This window comes from Caballeronia catudaia (genome assembly GCF_001544755.2).
GTDB lineage: Bacteria > Pseudomonadota > Gammaproteobacteria > Burkholderiales > Burkholderiaceae > Caballeronia > Caballeronia catudaia.
The window spans coordinates 18,333-36,334 of record NZ_FCOF02000046.1 but is presented as its reverse complement, the minus strand read 5'-3'; the positions used below and the strand labels follow the sequence as shown (position 1 = coordinate 36,334).

The window sequence follows — 18,002 nt, the reverse complement described above, 5'->3', positions numbered from 1 at the left end:
TGAGCCCCATTCTCGCCAGCGGCGCCCGACTCGCAGGCCCCGCGCATGATGAAACCCTTGCTCGGCGAAAAAAGGTCGCATCGATATCCGCGCGAACAGGACTTCGAGATCCACGCTGTCCATTGACTCGCCGCCCTGCCATTCACCGCAACGGCGCGATACCTTCCGCAACGCCGGCCGGCATGCAGATGTGCTTGATTTCCGTGAAGTCGGCGAGGGCATCGTAGCCGTGCAGGCGGCCGAGACCGCTTTGCCGGTAGCCACCGGTTTCCGCTTCGGCAAAGAGCTTGTTGTGATCGTTGATCCACACCGTGCCATTGCGCAGCGCGCGCGCGATGCGAAACGCGCGGGCGCCGTCGTTGGTCCACACGCTCGCGGAGAGGCCAAATACGGTGTCGTTGGCTCTGTCGATTGCCTGCGCTTCAGTGTCAAACGTCTCAAGCGTGACGAACGGTCCGAAGATTTCCTCCTGGCAGAAGAATGCTTTCGAGTCGCCGTGTTCGATGAGCGTTGGCGAGAGGAACGCGTGTCCTGAGCGCGTGCCGCGCAGCAGTACGCGATCGGCTTCGTCGCAGGCGCGGGCAATGGTCTGATGGACCGCGTCGCGCGTGGCCGCGTCGATCAGCGGACCGATGTCCGTTGCCTCGTTGATGCCTTCGCCCACTTTCAGCGCTTCGAGCGCACGCGTCAGATGCTCACGCATCTCCGCCGCTCGCCGGCTATGCACGAGCACCCGGCGCGCAGCCGTGCATTGCTGACCTGAGATGATCGTCGCGGCTCGCGCGATACGCGGCGCGATCGCGGCGACGTCCGCATCCTCGAAGACGACACAGCACGACTTGCCTCCGAGTTCCAGCGAGAGCTTCTTCATGCTTTGGGCGGCGGCGGCCATGATCTTCTTGCCCGTCGCGGTTGATCCGGTGAAACTCACCACATCGACGTCATGCGACTCGACCAGCCGTTCGCCCGCCGCATAGCCGATTTCGTTGACGAGGTTCACTGCGCCCTTCGGCAGCGCGGTCTGCTCGAAGCAGCGCAGCATGGCCGCGATCACTAGCGGGGCCTGTGCGGCGGATTTGACGATTGCCGTGCAGCCAGCGGCGAGGGCGGGCGCGAGCGAGCGCACGAGCAACACTGCGGGCGCATTCCAGGGCACAAAGATGGCCGCGACGCCAGCGGCCTCACGCAGCATTGTCGAGATCGTTCCCGGCTCTGGTTCCAGCACGTGCCCCGCGATGTGCCGAGCGAGTCCCGCGTAATATCGGACTTCGGAAATCGCGGCTGCGATCTCGCCGCGCGATTGCGCGATTGCCTTGCCGTTTTCGCGCGTAAGCAGGGTCGAAAGCGGCTCGCGTTGCGCATCGAGTGCGCCGGCCCATGCGAGCAGCACGTCCTGACGCAGGCGCGCGTCCTGTGCCCACGTCGTGCGGTCGAACACGTGCCGTGCCGCGGCGATGGCCGCATCAGCTTCCGCCGCCCCGCCGTCGGCGAACTGGCCGATGCTTTCGCCGGTAGCCGGATCGATGCTGTCGACCGAAGGCATGCCGACCCATGCGCCGGCTATCCAGTGTGGTGCTTTCATGCAGTTTCCTTGGAGAGAAGAGGGGCGTTTGTGCCGGATGCGTTCGACACGCGATGCAGTTCGTCGGCGATGATCTCGATCAGCGCCTCGGCCGCAGCGGACAGCGGCCTGCGCGGATGGCTCACGCGCACGATATGCCGCACGATGCGTGGCGCGAGAATCGGATAGGCCCGCAGTGTCCCACGCTGCACGGCCCGCCCAACGGCGATGCGCGGCAGGATCGTCGCAAAGCGGGTGCTCTCGACGAGCTTCACGATCGTGCTGAGCACGTCGATTTCGAAACGCGGCGCAAGCAGCACGTCTTCGTGCTGTGCGGCGGTATCGAGCACGCCGCGCAGGCCGTGGCGCTTGGTCGGCAACACGAGTTCGAGTTCCGGCAACTGCGCAAGCTCGATCGTGTGCGGTAGGTCAGGGCCGTGCTCGACGCTCGTCGCCAGCACCATTTCTTCATCGAGCAGCGTCTGCGAATCGAGCGACAGGCGCGCGCGGGGCTTGTTGATGAGGGCCGCATCGAGTTGGCCACCCGCGACCCAGTCAATGAAGGTCGCGCTGAAGCCGTCCGCCACCGTCACTTCGACATGCGGATAACGCGCATGAAAGCGCGAGAGCGAATCGGCAAGCACGCTCTCCGTCACCGATGCGATGAGCCCAATGCTCACATGCCCCGTCACCACTTCGTCGCGCTGCTGAAGCTGCTGCCGCGCGTGCGCAAGGTCGCGCATGATCGGCAGAAAGAGGCGGTACATCAGGCGTCCAGCGGCGGTTGGGGCCATGCCGTGAGCGCCGCGCTCGAACAATTGCTGATGTAACTCTTCCTCCAGCTTCGCGATCTGCATGCTGAGTGCGGGTTGCACGATGTTTAGCCGGTGGGCCGCGCGCGTGACCGATCCGTCCTCGAAGAGCGCGATGAAGTACTGGATTTGCTTGAGGTCCATTTCTCGTTCAGTTCTGTATCAATAAGACTTATGACGTTCGACAACGTTATCAGTCGGTGGCTGCGGCCTAGCTTACTGGCGGGTCCTGCAATGCCCTGCTGTGCGTCGAGGCGCCACCGGTGTATTGATATCGACTTGAAAGACCGGTGTCATTGGGGCTAACGCTGATATCAATGTTAATGATTCAAAACATCAAAAAACAGTATTAGAACTTATATCGCAACCTCGCTACGCTTCATTTCATCCCGTGCCGCGGCGCTCCGGCCGCAAAAACGCAAGGGACAGATGGAGACGCAGATGAATATTCGCGACGCCGCGACGCGCGGCACCTTTTCGACCGTTGCTCTTCCGTGGGCCTCGAATCGTTCAGAGACGTCAGCGCTCACGCTGCGCGACTGGCTCGCGCATCTCGCGAAGACCGGCCGCCTCGCGACCATCGAACGGCCGGTTGCGCTCGAACACGAACTCGCCGCGATTGCCAAACGGCTCGACGGTACGCAGGCCGCTTTTTTCACGCAGCCCGGCGGCAAGGGCGTGCCGGTCATCTCCGGCTTCATGTCGAAGCGCGGCTGGATCGCGGAGGCGCTGGGCGTCGAGGAAGCGGGCCTGCTCGCGCGCTTTTCGGCGGCGGTCGCGCAGCCGATCCCATCGAGGGTGGTCGATCGAGCGGACGCGCCCTGTCAGGAGATCGTTCATACGAATGGCATCGACCTGCACGCATTGCTGCCGATTCCCACCCACAGCGAACACGACAACGGCCCGTACATCACCGCCGGTCTCGTGATCGCGCGCAATCCGCGCACCGGCGTGCAGAACGTCTCGATCAACCGCATTCAGGTGCACGGCCCCGATCGCATGGCGATCCTGCTGCTGCCGCGTCATCTCTACGCATTCCAGCGCGACGCGGAAGCCGAGGGCGATGCGCTGGACGTTGCCATCGTGATTGGCGTCGATCCCCTGACGATGCTCGCGTCGCAAGCGATCACGCCGATCGATCACGACGAACTCGAAATCGCGGGCGCGCTGCACGGTGCGCCGCTGCCTGTCGCGCGATGCGTGACGAACGGCGTGCACGTGCCGGCGTTTGCGGAGATCGTCATCGAAGGGCGCATTCTGCCGAACGTGCGCGAGCCGGAAGGTCCGTTCGGCGAATTTCCGAAGTACTACAGCGCGAAGGAAGCACGCGAAGTCATCGAAGTGACGGCCCTCACGCATCGGCGCGATCCGATCTTTCATACGATCGTGCCCGCCGAAATGGAGCATCTGCTGCTCGGCGCGATTCCGCGCGAAGCCACGTTGCTCGCGCATCTTCAGCGCAGCCATCCCGCCGTGAAGGACGTGCATCTGTCTGTGGGCGGCGTGTGCCGCTATCACCTGTGGGTGCAATTCGACAAGAAGCGCGAAGGCGAAGCGAAGAACGTCATCCTGTGCGCGTTCGGCGCGCACTATGACATCAAGCAGGTCGTCGTCGTCGATACCGATGTGGACCTGCACGATCCCGCCGAGATCGAATGGGCGATCGCGACGCGCTTTCAGGCTGATCGCGATCTCGTCGTGATCGAGGGGGCACAGGGTTCGCCGCTCGATCCCTCGACGACGGTGGGCCAACCGGCGGATGCGCCGCCGCATCTGCAAGGTGTGAGCGCGAAGATGGGTCTCGACGCGACGCGACCCGTGGTCTATCCGGAACATGTGTTCACGCGCGTTCGCATTCCCGGGCAGGAGACGGTCGACCTCGACGCGCTTGTCGCCGGCGACAACGCCGCTTTCGAAGCCTACCTGGGCGGCGACCATGACTGAGCGAAACAAGTCGCGCATCGTCGTCGGCATTTCGGGCGCGAGCGGCGCGGTGATCGGCGTGCGCCTGCTCGCCGCGCTGCGTCGGCTCGGCACGCACGAGACGCATCTCATCGTGTCGGCGTCGGGCGGGGTGACGGCAGCACAGGAACTCGGCCTCGCGCGTGGTGATCTCGAAGCCGTTGCCGATGTCGTGCACAACGTGCGCGATATCGGCGCGGCCGTGGCGAGCGGATCTTTCTTGACCGAAGGCATGGTGATCGCGCCATGTTCGATGAAAACGCTTGCGGGCGTCGCGAACGGCTTCGCGGACAACCTGCTTACGCGTGTCGCCGATGTGATGCTCAAGGAGCGCCGCCGCCTCGTGCTGGTCGCGCGCGAAACGCCGCTCAATCTCGCGCATCTGCGCAACATGACACTCGCCACCGAGATGGGGGCGATCGTCATGCCGCCGGTGCCCGCGTTCTACGCGCATCCGAAGACGATCGAAGACGTGGTCGATCACACGGTCGGCCGCATTCTCGATTTGTTCGGCATCGAGCACGGCGAGATCGCGCGCCGCTGGAGCGGTCTTGCCGATGAATTCGGCGGCCGCGCCGCAGGTGAGGAGTAACGTCATGAATCAGCGCGAAACCGCATTCGCCCACGTGGACGCGCGCGTCGCCGACAAGGAGACGCGCGAAGCGACCGCGCCGCAGCGTCACATCGGACGCCCGATGCAGCGCCTCGAAGACCCGGCGATCCTGACGGGCCGTGGCCGCTATGGCGACGACATCGCTGTAAAGCCAGGCACGCTGCACGCCGCGATTCTGCGTTCGCCGCACGCGCACGCGGACATCCTGTCGATCGATACGGAGGCCGCATCGAAACTCGCGGGCGTGCGCGCCGTGCTCACGCGCGACGATTTGCGTCCGTGGTCGCGACCGTTCGTCGTCGGCGTGAAATCGCCGATGGAACAGTGGGCGCTCGCGATGGACCGCGTGCGCTACGTCGGCGAGCCGGTCGCGGTCGTGATGGCCGAATCGCGTGCGCTCGCGGAAGACGCGCTCGATCTGATCAAGGTCGACTACGGCATGCTCGATCCCGTGACGTCGATTGAACAAGCCGCGAAGGACGACGCCCCGGTGCTGCACGAACGCGTCGGCAGCAACGTCGTCAGCGACCGGCATTTCCGCTACGGCGAGCCGGAAGCGGCCTTCGAGCGCGCGCCGCATCGCGTGAAGCTGGTCGCGCATTATCCGCGCAACACCTGCGCGCCGATCGAGTGCGGCGTGGTCGTCGCCGAGTATCTTTCGGGCGATGAAGGCTACGACGTCACGTCGAATTTCATGGGGCCGTTCTCGCTGCACGCCGTCATGGCGATGGCGTTGAACGTGCCTGCCAATCGGCTGCGTCATAAGGCCCCGCGCGACTCCGGCGGCAGCTTCGGCGTGAAGCAGGCCGTGTTTCCATATGTCGTGCTGATGTGCCTCGCGTCGCGCAAGGCGGGCGCGCCGGTGAAGTGGGTCGAGGATCGGCTCGAACACTTGAGCGCGGCGACATCGGCGACGGCGCGTGTTTCAACGATCGAAGCGGCCGTCGAAGCGGATGGCCGCATCGTCGCGCTGTCATACGATCAGTTGGAAGACGTTGGCGGCTACGTGCGCGCGCCCGAGCCCGCGACGTTCTACCGGATGCACGGCTGCCTGACGGGCGCGTACGCGATCCCGAATCTGCTCGTGCGCAACCGGGTCGTGCTGACGAACAAGACGCCGACCGGCCTCGTGCGCGGCTTCGGCGGACCGCAGGTGTACTTCGCGCTGGAGCGGCTGATCCAGCGCATCGCGATCGAACTGAAGCTCGATGTGCTCGACGTGTATCGCCGCAACTTCGTTCCCGCCGATGCGTTCCCGTATCGCGCGGCGGCGGGCGCGCTGCTCGATTCAGGCAATTATCAGGAAGCGCTGCGCCGTTCACTCGACGAAGGCGGATACCGGGAACTCGTCGCGCGCCGCGATGCCGCGCGCAAGGAAGGGCGGCTGTATGGCATCGGCTTCGCGGCGATCGTCGAGCCGTCGGTATCGAACATGGGCTACATCACGACCGTGATGCCCGCCGACGCACGCAGGAAAGCCGGGCCGAAGAACGGCGCGATCGCGAGCGCGACCGTCAGCGTCGATCTGCTTGGCGGCGTCGTCGTCACGATCGCATCGACGCCCGCGGGGCAGGGCCACATGACAGTGTGCGCGCAAGTCGTCGCCGACGTGCTCGGGCTCGATCCGAAGGACATCGTCGTCAACGTCGAATTCGATACGCACAAGGACGCCTGGTCTGTCGCGGCGGGCAATTATTCGAGCCGCTTCGCGGGCGCGGTGGCGGGCACGGTGCATCTCGCCGCGACGCGCGTGCGCGACAAACTCGCGCGCGTGCTCGCAAAGCAGTTCGGCTGCGAACCGGACGAGGTGCGCTTCGAAGGTGCGCGCATCTTTCCGGGGCACGCCGAAGACCGCGCGCTGCCGTTCGCGCGCGCCGCGAGCAATGCGCCGCACTGGGCGCCCGCGCTGTTGCCGGAGGGCGAAGAGCCGGGCCTGCGCGAAACCGTGTTCTGGTCGCCGCCGCACATGGATGCGCCTGACGAACAGGACCGCGTCAATACATCGGCGGCGTATGGCTTCGCGTTCGACATGTGCGGCGTCGAAGTGGATCGCGCGACGGGACGCGTGCGTATCGACCGGTATGTGACCGCGCACGACGCCGGCACCATCCTCAATCCCGCACTCGCCGATGGCCAGATTCGCGGCGCGTTCGCGCAAGGCGTCGGCGCGGCGCTGATGGAAGAGTTCCGCTACGGCGCGGACGGCAGCTTCCAGTCCGGCACGCTCGCCGACTATCTGATGCCGACGACCTGCGAAGTGCCCGATCCGCTGATCGTGCATCTGGAGACGCCTTCGCCTTTCACGCCGCTTGGCGCGAAAGGTCTCGGCGAAGGCAACAACATGAGCACACCGCCATGCATCGCGAATGCGGTGGCGGATGCGCTCGGCGTCGAAGACATTCGCTTGCCGCTCACGCCGCCAAAAGTGATGGCGATGGTCGGCATTGACGATCCCGAACCGTCGCGGCCGGAATATCGTGAAGCGCCGGCCACGAAGCCCGTGACGCCGGGCGGCGGACGCGCGCTGACGGCGCAAGGAACGGTGGATCTGCCCGCGACGCCCGAAGCTGTGTTCGCCGTGCTGCTCGATCCGAAGACGCTCGCGAACGTCATTCCCGGCTGTCACGCGCTCGAAGAAACCGCGCCGAACCAATATCGCGCGGACGTGACCGTCGGCGTCGGCATGATCAAGGCGCGATTCGAGGCGCGTATCGGCTTGTCGGAGATCGATGCGCCGCTCCGCCTGCGACTCGCTGGCGCGGGGATCTCGCCGCTCGGCAGCGCGCGCGGCAGCGGTCTCGTCGAACTGACGCCGCAAGGCAGCGGCACGCGGCTCACGTACGACTACGAAGCGCAGGTGTCAGGCAAGGTCGCGGCGGTCGGCGGCCGCATGCTCGAAGGCGCGGCGAAGGTCGTGCTGAAGCAGTTGTTCGAATCGCTCGGACGGCAGGCGGCGGGCAAGCCGGTGCAAGCGCACGGATCGTGGATCGCAAGACTCCTCGCACGTTTCAGGAGACACGCATGAAGCCTGCACCGTTCGATTACCTGCGCGCGATGGCCGCGCAAGACGCGCTCGACGCGCTCGCGCAATACGGCGAAGACGCCCGCGTGCTGGCGGGCGGCCAGTCGCTGATGGCCGTGCTCAATATGCGGCTCGCGCAGCCGAAGGTGCTCGTCGATATCTCGCGCACCGCCGAACTCGATGCCGTGCGCGTGGACAAGGAGGCGGGGCATCTCGTCGTCAACGCCGCGGCGACGCAAGGCAGCGTCGAATGGCGCAGCACGCTCACCGACGAAGCGCCGCTGCTCGCGATGGCCTTCCCGCATATCTCGCACTTTCAGATTCGCAATCGCGGAACCGTGTGCGGATCGATCGCGCATGCGGACCCGAGCGCCGAGTTGCCGCTCGTGCTTTCGGCGCTCGGCGGCGACGTGATGCTGCGCTCGCGAAAGAGGCGCCGCACGCTCGCCGCGCAGGACTTCTTTCAGGGAATGCTGATGACCGCGCGCGAGCCCGACGAACTCGTCGAAGCGGTGCGCTTCCCGCTGCGCAAGGCAGGCGAGCGCTACGCGTTCGCGGAATTTTCGGCGCGACACGGTGATTTCGCGATCGTCGCGTGCGCGGCCGTGGTCACCGACGATTCGATCCGTATTGCAGTGGGCGGCGTCGCGGACCGGCCGGTGACGGAGCAATGGCCGCGTCTCTCGGGCGACGACTTGCGCGGCGCACTGAACGATTTGAGTTGGAAACTGAACGCGCAGGACGACGCGCACATCAGCGCGAAATATCGCCGGAATTTGGTCCGGCAACTCGGATGGCGCGTGATCGAGGAGGCGAAGTGAGCAAGACATCGACGAACATTCTGCGGCAAGGCGAAGCGCGGCGCATCGCGCTGACGCTTAACGGCCGCGAACGAAGCGGCTATTGCGAGCCGCGAGAACTGCTGTCGGACTTCATCCGGCACGAACTCGGCGCGACCGGCACGCACGTCGGCTGCGAACATGGCGTGTGCGGCGCATGTACCGTGCATGTCGATGGTGTCGCGGCGCGCTCGTGCCTGATGCTCGCGGTGCAGGCCGATGGGCGCCATATCGATACCGTCGAAGGCCTGGCGCCCGATCAGACGCTCGGCGACTTGCAGCAGGCGTTCCAGCGGCATCACGCACTGCAGTGCGGCTTCTGCACCGCGGGCATTCTGATGTCGTGTGCCGACTACCTGCAACGCGTGCCCGACCCGAGTGAAGAGCAAGTGCGCGAGATGCTCTCGGGTCATATCTGCCGCTGTACGGGCTACACGCCCATCGTGGCCGCGGTGCTCGACGTGGCGGCGCGCCGCCGGGCCGAGGCAAGCACGAAGGAGGTCGAACATGCTTGATCTCGGACGCACGTTCCTGCAAAGCGTCGAGCGCAGTCCGGACGCGCTCGCGCTCGTCGATGGCGATACGCAATTCACCTACGCGCAGTGGCACCGCGTCATCCTCAATGTCGCCGATGGCTTGCGCAAACTCGGTCTCTCACGTGGCGACCGGCTGCTCGTCGTGCTGCAGAACCGCTGGGAAATGGCGACGCTGCATTGGGCCTGCCAGTTCGCGGGCATCGTCATCGTGCCGCTCAACTGGCGCGCCAAACCCGACGAACTCGACTACTGTGTGACTGACGCGGGCGTGAAGGCGATCGTCTACGAACCGGTGTGCGCGGATGCCGTCTTGCAAAGCAGCGCGGCGCAGAACGTGCCGCGCATCGGACTTGATGGCGCCCAAGGCCGCACGATCTCCTACGACGCGCTGCTCGTCGAACGCGCGCATGCAGGCGAAACCACCGACGCGAATGCAGACGATCTCTCGCTGATTCTCTACACATCGGGCACGACCGGCAAGGCGAAGGGTGTGCCGCGCCGTCACCGGCATGAACGCGCGGGCGCGCTAGCGCACGTCGCGCAGAACCTGTACCGGCGCGGCGAACGCACACTCGGCGTGATGCCGCTCTATCACACGATGGGCGTGCGCTCGCTGCTCTCGATGGCGCTCGTCGATGGTCTCTTCGTCTGTGTGCGGCGCTGGAACGCGCGGCTCGCGCTCGAGTCCATCGCGAAGCACGGCCTCACGTGCCTGTATCTCGTGCCGACGCTCTATCACGACCTGCTCGCCGACAGCGCATTCGCGAGCACGGACACGTCGTCGGTCAGAAAGCTCGGCTTCGCGGGCGCACCGATGAACGACGGCCTGCTCAAGCGCCTCTCGGCCGCGTTCGAGCCGGAGCTCTTCGTCAATCACTACGGCTCATCCGAGGTCTACACGTTCAGCATCGATCAGGACGCGACGAAGAAACCCGGCAGCGCGGGCCGCGCGGGCATCAATACGCGGTTGCGCGTCGTGAAGCTCGATGCGCTCTCGCCCGATCAGAGGGCCGAAGTCGGCGAGGAAGGCCAGATCATCGTGGACCTGCTCGGCGACGAAGCTTTCGAAGGCTATTGGAATCGCCCCGATGCCAACGCGAAGTCGCTCCGCGAAGGGTGGTACTTCACCGGCGACACCGGCTACTTCGACGAAGACGGCGACCTTTACGTTTCCGGACGAGTCGACGACATGATCATCAGCGGCGGCGAGAACATCTCGCCGGTCGACATCGAATCGGTACTTTCGCTGCATCCGTCGGTCGATGAAGTGGCCGTCGCGGGCGTGAAGGACGAGCGCTGGGGCCAGCGCGTGGTCGCGTTCATCAAGCGCCGCGCCTACGTCGATTCAGCCGCGCTCGACACATGGTGCCGCGAGTCGGACCTGGTCAACTTCAAGCGTCCGCGCGACTACGTGTTCGTCGATGACATCCCGAAATCGCCGGTCGGCAAGATCCTGCGCCGCAAGCTTTCCGCAGGCGAATATCAATGCGATGGCGGTCTGTCCGCATCCGCTGCACACCACACCGAAATCACCAAGGAGTAGACCACCATGACCGATTTGATCCATCACGGCCAAGCACTGCTAAAGGACCTCGACGGCTTCTCGATCGAGATAGACGCCGGGCGCGAGCGCGCCGACATCATCCTGCATCGCCCGCCGTTCAACGTGATCTCGATGCACGCGCGCGACCAGTTGCGCGCCGCGTTCGAGGCGCTCGACGAAGACGATCGGGTGCGCGTAATCGTCGTGCGCGCGAAGGGCGAGCACTTTTCGAGCGGCGGCGACATCAAGGGCTTTCTCGAAGCTTCGCCCGAGCATGTCTCGAAGCTCGCCTGGAATATCGCGGCGCCCGCGCGCTGCTCGAAGCCGGTGATCGCGGCCAATCGCGGTTTCTGCTTCGGCGTGGGCTTCGAGCTGTCACTTGCGTGCGACTTCCGCATAGCGACCGAGACCACGTTCTATGCACTGCCCGAACAGAAGCTCGGGCAGATTCCGGGCTCGGGCGGATCGGCGCGGTTGCAGCAGATGGTCGGCGTCGGCAGGACCAAGGACATCGTGATGCGCTCGCGCCGCATACCGGGCAAGCAGGCGTACGAGTGGGGCATCGTGGTCGATTGCGTGCCGGATGCGGAACTGGAAACCGCCACCGATGCACTCGTCAACGAGTTGCGCTCGTTTTCGCCGCTCGCGCAACGCACGGCGAAGAAGCTGCTCAACGATTCCGAAGATGCGCCGCTCTCGATCGCGATCGAACTCGAAGGGCATTGCTATAGCCGTCTGCGAACCTCGGACGATTTCCGTGAAGGCGTCGAAGCGTTCCATGGCAAGCGCAATCCGGTGTTCCGCGGTTCCTGAGAAGCCAGCAAGAGACGAGGAGACAGGCAATGGAACGTTTCGACTACGTGATCATCGGTGGCGGATCGGCGGGATGCGTACTCGCGCATCGACTGTCGGCGGTGCCGTCGCTGCGCGTCGCGTTGGTCGAGGCGGGCGCGGATACGGCGCCGGGCGCGGTGCCCGCGCATATCCTCGACAGCTATCCAATGCCCGTCTTTTGCGGCGATACCTACATCTGGCCGGATCTGAAAGCGAAGGCGACAAAGACATCGGCGCCGCGCGTGTATGAGCAGGGCCGTGTGATGGGCGGCGGGTCGAGTATCAACGTGCAGTCGGCGAATCGCGGCCTGCCGCGTGACTACGACGAGTGGGCCGCGAACGGCGCGCCGGGCTGGGCATGGGACGACGTGCTGCCATATTTTCGCAAGCTCGAGCGTGATGTGAATTTCCCCTCTGGGGAGTTGCATGGCAGCGATGGTCCAGTGCCGATCCGCCGCATCATGCCGGAAGACTGGCCCCCATTCTGTCACGCGTTCGCCGATGGTCTGCGCGCGAACGGCTTCGCCACGTTGCAGGACCAAAATGCGGAGTTCGGCGATGGCTTGTTTCCAGGGGCGTTCTCCAACATCGACGACAAGCGCGTGTCTACCGCTGTCGCGTACCTCGACGAAGCGACGCGCAGGCGGCCCAATCTCACTGTGTATCCGAACCTGCGTGTCGAGCGAATCGTGATGGAAGGGACCGCCGCTCAGGGCGTGGTCGCGGTGGCGTCCAACGGCGAGCGGGTGCATCTGGACGCCGATGAGGTCGTGGTCTGTGCGGGCGCGCTCCAGTCGCCCGCGTTGCTGATGCGCGCTGGCATCGGCCCGAAGCATGAGCTCCGCGAGCTCGGCATTGGATGCCTCGTCGACCTGCCCGGCGTCGGGCGCAATCTGCAGGATCATCCGTCGCTCACCTTCTGCCATTTTCTCGAACCGCGCTTTCGTATGCCGCTTTCCCGGCGTCGCGCAAGCATGACAGCGGCTCGTTTCACGTCGGGCGTTGATGGCGGCGAATCGTCGGATATGTATCTGTCGAGCGCGACGCGTGCCGCATGGCATTCGCTCGGCAACCGGCTTGGTCTCTTCTTTCTCTGGTGCAACCGGCCGTATTCGCGCGGCCGCGTGCAACTCGTTTCATCCGATGCAGCGGTCGCACCGCGTGTCGAACTCAATTTGCTCGACGATCAACGCGACCTCGACCGGCTTGCGGTTGGCGTACGGGTGCTCGCGAAGATCGTCGCGGCATCGGGCCTCGGACACGATCAGCGCGATTTCTTTCCCGCGGCTTTTTCGCCGCGCGTGAAGGCGCTAAGCCGTGTTGGCGAGGGCAACGCGCTGCTGACTTCGATGCTCGGCACGCTGCTCGATACGCCCGCGCCGATCCGCCGTCTGCTGATAGAACGCTTTTTCACGCGCGGGCTCAGGATCTCCGAGCTACTCGCCGATGAACGCGCGCTCGCGGATTTCATCCGCGCGAACGTCTTCGGCGTATGGCATGCGAGCGGAACGTGCCGCATGGGCGACGCGCACGAGCGAAGCGCCGTGACCGACACCGAGGGCCGAGTGCACGGAACGCGCGGCCTGCGAGTGGTCGATGCATCGCTGATGCCGCGATTGCCTTCGGCGAATACCAATATTCCGACCATCATGATTGCCGAGAAGATCGCCGACGCAATGGTCACCAGACGCGCACGCAGCGCATCGACAACGACGCCGCTCGCCGCCGCGCGCTGACAAGTTTCTTTAACGGCAATAAGAGCACGCCACAACAACGTGCCTTCAACACGGGATCGATCGAGAGATGGCCCGGTGAATTCAAGGAGATGGAAATGTCCGTAGCAGCGCAAAATGGCGCCGCCGCACCCGCTGTCGATCAGCGACAAGTGATGGGGGCAGTGGTAGCTTCGTGTCTCGGCTGGGCACTGGATCTGTTCGATCTGTTCGTGCTGTTGTATGTCGCGCCAGTGGTGGGGCGTCTTTTCTTCCCCTCCGAGCACGCGATGCTTTCTCTCGCCGCCGTCTATGCATCGTTCGCCGTGACACTGCTGATGCGCCCGCTCGGCTCCGCGCTCTTCGGTTCTTACGCCGATCGCCGTGGCCGTAAAGGCGCGATGATCATGGCGGTGGTCGGTGTCGGCCTGTCGACGGCCGCGTTCGGCCTGCTGCCGACCGTCGCTCAAGTCGGCCTGCTCGCGCCGATTCTCTTCCTCTTGCTGCGCCTTATCCAGGGCGTGTTTGTCGGCGGCGTGGTTGCTTCCACGCACACCATCGGAACGGAATCCGTCGCGCCGAAGTATCGCGGCGCGGTGTCGGGACTGATCGGGGGCGGCGGGGCGGGGCTCGGCGCGCTGCTCGCGTCAGTAACGTTCCTCGCGATGTCGGCGCTTTTCCCCGGCGATGCATTTGACGTATGGGGCTGGCGCTGCATGTTCTTCACCGGAATCATCAGCTCGGTGCTTGGTCTCTTCGTGTTCAACAGCCTCGAAGAGTCGCCGCTGTGGAAGAAGCTCGCCGCCGAAAAGGCTGCGAAGGCCGCCGCGCAGGTCAAGAGCGCGCCCGTCGAAGTCGTGCGCTCGCCGCTAAAGACGCTGTTCTCGCGCGACTATCGCAAGATCCTTTTCGTCAACCTGCTCCTGACGATCGGAGGCGGCAGCGGCTACTACCTGACATCGGGCTACCTGCCGACGTTCCTGAAGGTAGTTAGCCACGCCCCCAACGGTGCGGCCGCGGCGATCCTGATGGTCTGCAGCATCGCGGTTGTGATCGCATCGATCGCGGCAGGGCACCTCAGTACGTTCATCGGCCGCAAGAGTGCGTTTGTGTGGATCGGGCTGATCCGGCTCGTCGCGTTGCCCGCGCTCTTTTTGCTGCTGCCTACCGCAGACAGCATCATGATGGTCGGCGTCTATGCAGTCCTTCTCAGCGCGCTCGGCAGCGCCGGCTATGCGCCGATCCTGATCTTCCTGAACGAACGCTTCCCGACCTCGATCCGCGCGACCGGCACGGGCCTCTCCTGGAATATCGGCTTCGCGATCGGCGGAGTGATGCCGACGGCCGTGTCGCTGGTGGCGAAGGACGCGAGCCAGTTGCCGATGACGCTAGCCATCTTCGTCGGCGCGATCAGCGTGATTTTCCTCGTGGGCGCATTCGTCGTGCCCGAGACGCTCGGCAAGCTCGAAGCCGGTTCCGCGCGCGGTCAATCCTGAGTCATTGGTCATAACGGCGGACGCCAATGGGCGCACGCCTTTCACAACAGCCGGAGACATCGATGAAATATGAAGAAGACGTTCGTGCGCGTTCCTACAAGTTCCGTGACGAGTATGTCAATGCCACGCCATGGTGGTATCGCGGCGAAATGCACCTCGGTTTCACATTGCTTTTCACTGGCGGCGTGATCGTGTATTGCCTGATGCAGCTTCATGCGCCGACGCTCGCCGAATGGCTGGCGGTCATTCCGCTCTTTCTGTTCGGCAACTGGGCGGAATGGGCGGCGCACCGCTACGTGCTGCATCGTCCGACGAAGTATTTCAGCATGATCTACAAGCGCCATTGCGCGGTCCATCACCGGTTCTTCACGCATGTGACGCTTGAATACAAGGGCCACCGTCACTGGCGCGCGCTGCTGTTTCCGCCTTTCGCGCCGGTTGCGTTCGTGCTGGCGGCCGTGCCGTTCGCGCTCGTGATTGGGTTCGTTTTCTCCCGCAACGCAGGCTACATCGCGCTCTTCACGATGGCGGCGTATTTTCTGATGTACGAGGGCCTGCATACGCTCTCACACTTCACCGACAGCCCGTTCCTCGACCGGGTTCCGCTCGTCAACACAGTGCGGCGCCTGCACGCCACACACCACGATCCCGAAGTGATGGCGACACAGAACTTCAACCTCACGTTCCCGATCTGCGACACGCTCTTCGGCACGCGCAGCGACGTTCCGAGTAGTGCGCGCGAACCGTTGGAACGCGGCCGCTAAGCCCCTTGTTTCCCCAAAACACCCGTCGTCACGCGCTTTATCTCGTCAGTGATAATCGTGATGAGCGCCTGCGCGGCGGGTCCGATCGGCCGCTTCGGATGCGTGACCTGGATGATGTGCCGCACGATCGGCGGAGACGTGATCGTGTGAGCGCGCAGCGCGCCTTCATCCACCTTGCGCTGCACGACCACGCGTGGCAGGATCGTCGCGATGTTTCCCTGCTCGACGAACTGCACAATCGAGCTGAGCAGATCGACCTCGAACTTCGGCTTGATGACGATATCCGCGGCCATTAGCGCGGCGTCGAGCGCTCCGCGCAGGCCGTTGCGCCGCGTTGGCAGTACGAGTTCTACCCCGGACGTATTCGCGAGATCGATCTCCCGCGGCAACTCGACGCCATGTACGGCACTCGTCACGAGCACCATTTCCTCGACCAGCAACGGCTCGACATCCAGCGCGAGGCGACCGCGCGGCTTGTTGATGATCGCGGCATCGAGCCGGCCTGCCTCGACTGCATCGATGAGCTGTGCGCTGAAGCCGTCGGCCACCGATACCTCGACTTGCGGAAAGAGCGCGTCAAACCTCGCGAGCGACTCCGGCAAGACGCTTTCTGCTTCCGACGCCACCATTCCGAGCAAAACGCGACCTGTGACGATCACGTCGCGCCGGCTCAACTGCTCGCGCGCATGCTCAATGTCGCGCATGATCGGCGTGTACAGGCGATACATAAGGCGCGCCGCATCGGTCGGCGCCATGCCGTGCGGGCCGCGTTCGAAAAGCGTCTGTCGCAGTTCGGCTTCGAGCTTCGAGATCTGCATGCTGAGAGCGGGCTGCACGATATTGAGCCGCTTGGCCGCGCGCGTGACCGAGCCATCCTCGAAGAGCGCGATGAAATACTGGATTTGCTTGAGGTCCATGAGGCCCGATCGAGGTGGCAAAGCCGGAGACTACGAGTGTAGCCACAAGTCGCAGCGTGCGTGGGTTCAAAATCGGCGGCGGCTGGCGCGCCGATCCGCCTGTCGAGCCGAGGCCGCGCTGAGCGGCGCTTGATTGTGAGGTCACGCAGATGCCAACGCTAACGACCCGGTCGGCGCGCGGATTTCCCCCGCGACGCCGTCACAGAAACCGCGCGGATTCTTTGGCTTATGCGCGGTATTCAGGCGATTCTGCGGCTGTTTCTGATTCTGTCGATTGCGATGTACCTGGCCGGAGGCGCGGTCAATGCAAGCACGCGAACGCGTTCATCGATGAGCGAAACGTTTTATTTCTGTGCGGTGACTGCTCATCGCCGGCTCTCTGCCGCGGCTGCTTACTGCGATGCTGCTCTCAGTGAGCCTGAAAGGGCCCGCAACACTGCCTCGTCGAGTTTGGCTCTCAGCGCCGCGCGTAATGCTGTTCGATGCCTTGCGCGAGCTGTGTAACTAGCCGCTGCATCGCCACCTGAGTCCGCCATGCGACATGGGGAGTCACGATCAGATCGGTGCGCGCGCTGGTCAACAGCGGATGATCGGCCGCCGGCGGTTCCTGCTCGAGGACGTCGAGCGCGGCATTCGCTATCAGCTTGCGGTCGAGCGCCTCCATCAGCGCCCGCTCGTCGACGATACCGCCGCGTGCGGCGTTCACGAGTGACGCGCTGCGCTTCATTCGCTCGAATTCGGCGAGACCGAACAGATGCCGCGTTTCATCGGTAAGCGGGCAATGCAGGCTGATCACATCCGCTTCGCGCAGCACCTCGTCGAACGCAGCGTAGCCCTCGCGCACCACCGTGGCGTGCCTGCGCTCGGCGAAGATCACACGCATGCCGAACGGGCTGGCCAATTCGGCGAGTCGCTTTCCACCGTGACCGGCGCCGACGATGCCGAGCGTCGATCCGTGGAGATCCTTGATCGGATGCAGTTCAGCGTAGAAAGTGGGTGACCCGCTCCAGCCCCCATCATAGACGTCGCGCCAGTAAGGAACCAGGTTTCGGCGCAGCGCGAGCATCAGTGCGAACGCGTGCTCGGGCACGGAGATCGTCGAATATCCCGGACACGCGACCACTTCGATGCCTCGTTGGCGGCATGTTTCCATATCCAGATGATTGACGCCCGCGGCCGGCACGCCGATCAGTTCCAGTTGTGGCAACTGCGCGAGCACGTCGCCCGTCAGCGGCACCTTGTTGGTCACGACGATCTGCGCGTCACGGCAGCGCTCCACCACCTGTCCCGGCGTCGTGGACGGATATTCGACCCACCGATGCGCAAAGGGAAGATCGGGTAGATCAGTGGACAGCGTCGCGCGGTCCAGAAACACGATGGTTTTCAAAAAG

14 protein-coding genes are annotated in these 18,002 nt (G+C 64.5%); 10 read left to right on the top strand and 4 right to left on the bottom strand.

All coding sequences use genetic code 11. The annotated features are described in order from the left end of the window. Positions 1-142 precede the first annotated feature (142 nt). Together AWB75_RS30455 and AWB75_RS30450 are read right to left on the bottom strand one after the other, a co-directional pair. Positions 143-1,582: an aldehyde dehydrogenase family protein gene (locus AWB75_RS30455; protein WP_061127730.1), complete on the bottom strand. Its 1,440-nt coding sequence runs from the start codon at positions 1,580-1,582 to the stop codon at positions 143-145. Next, positions 1,579-2,517 carry a LysR family transcriptional regulator gene (locus tag AWB75_RS30450; RefSeq protein WP_061127729.1) on the bottom strand — a complete coding sequence of 313 codons (939 nt, stop codon included), beginning with the start codon at positions 2,515-2,517 and terminating at the stop codon, positions 1,579-1,581. Before AWB75_RS30450 ends, AWB75_RS30455 begins: the two co-directional genes overlap by 4 nt. Positions 2,518-2,814: 297 nt before the next feature. Between AWB75_RS30450 and AWB75_RS30445 the strand changes: the two genes are divergently transcribed. The 10 genes from AWB75_RS30445 (at position 2,815) to AWB75_RS30400 (ending at position 15,694) form a co-directional block, all read left to right on the top strand. Beyond that, on the top strand, positions 2,815-4,317 hold the full coding sequence (locus AWB75_RS30445; protein ID WP_061127746.1) for a UbiD family decarboxylase: 1,503 nt from the start codon (positions 2,815-2,817) through the stop codon (positions 4,315-4,317). Continuing rightward, positions 4,310-4,927 carry a UbiX family flavin prenyltransferase gene (locus AWB75_RS30440; RefSeq protein WP_061127728.1) on the top strand — a complete coding sequence of 206 codons (618 nt, stop codon included), beginning with the start codon at positions 4,310-4,312 and terminating at the stop codon, positions 4,925-4,927. Before AWB75_RS30445 ends, AWB75_RS30440 begins: the two co-directional genes overlap by 8 nt. A 4-nt stretch (positions 4,928-4,931) precedes the next feature. Continuing rightward, complete coding sequence (locus AWB75_RS30435) at positions 4,932-7,973, top strand: xanthine dehydrogenase family protein molybdopterin-binding subunit (RefSeq protein ID WP_061127744.1); 3,042 nt, start codon at positions 4,932-4,934, stop codon at positions 7,971-7,973. After that, the gene (locus AWB75_RS30430) at positions 7,970-8,791 is read left to right on the top strand and encodes an FAD binding domain-containing protein (protein WP_061127727.1); all 822 of its coding nucleotides are present in this window, start codon (positions 7,970-7,972) and stop codon (positions 8,789-8,791) included. The genes AWB75_RS30435 and AWB75_RS30430 overlap by 4 nt, the downstream gene beginning before the upstream one ends. Continuing rightward, positions 8,788-9,324, top strand: a complete 537-nt coding sequence (locus AWB75_RS30425; RefSeq protein ID WP_061127745.1) for a (2Fe-2S)-binding protein — start codon at positions 8,788-8,790, stop codon at positions 9,322-9,324. Before AWB75_RS30430 ends, AWB75_RS30425 begins: the two co-directional genes overlap by 4 nt. After that, entirely contained in the window at positions 9,317-10,888 is a 1,572-nt protein-coding gene (locus AWB75_RS30420; protein WP_061127726.1) for an AMP-binding protein, read from the top strand. Before AWB75_RS30425 ends, AWB75_RS30420 begins: the two co-directional genes overlap by 8 nt. A gap of 6 nt (positions 10,889-10,894) precedes the next feature. Beyond that, positions 10,895-11,701, top strand: coding sequence for an enoyl-CoA hydratase/isomerase family protein (locus AWB75_RS30415; protein WP_061127725.1), 807 nt, complete (start codon positions 10,895-10,897; stop codon positions 11,699-11,701). A 29-nt stretch (positions 11,702-11,730) separates the two neighbouring features. Continuing rightward, positions 11,731-13,458: a GMC family oxidoreductase gene (locus tag AWB75_RS30410; RefSeq protein ID WP_061127724.1), complete on the top strand. Its 1,728-nt coding sequence runs from the start codon at positions 11,731-11,733 to the stop codon at positions 13,456-13,458. Positions 13,459-13,553: 95 nt separating this feature from the next. Next, a complete protein-coding gene (locus tag AWB75_RS30405) occupies positions 13,554-14,930 on the top strand; it encodes an MFS transporter (protein WP_061127743.1) in 1,377 nt (458 codons plus the stop codon). 62 nt (positions 14,931-14,992) lie between these two features. Further along, positions 14,993-15,694 (top strand): sterol desaturase family protein, encoded by a 702-nt coding sequence (locus AWB75_RS30400; protein ID WP_061127723.1) that lies wholly within the window; start codon positions 14,993-14,995, stop codon positions 15,692-15,694. Here the strand turns inward: AWB75_RS30400 and AWB75_RS30395 are convergent. Continuing rightward, positions 15,691-16,611, bottom strand: coding sequence for a LysR family transcriptional regulator (locus AWB75_RS30395; protein ID WP_061127722.1), 921 nt, complete (start codon positions 16,609-16,611; stop codon positions 15,691-15,693). The genes AWB75_RS30400 and AWB75_RS30395 overlap by 4 nt on opposite strands. 457 nt (positions 16,612-17,068) lie before the next feature. After that, positions 17,069-17,998 (bottom strand): D-2-hydroxyacid dehydrogenase, encoded by a 930-nt coding sequence (locus AWB75_RS30390; protein WP_061127721.1) that lies wholly within the window; start codon positions 17,996-17,998, stop codon positions 17,069-17,071. Between the last annotated feature and the right edge of the window lie 4 nt (positions 17,999-18,002).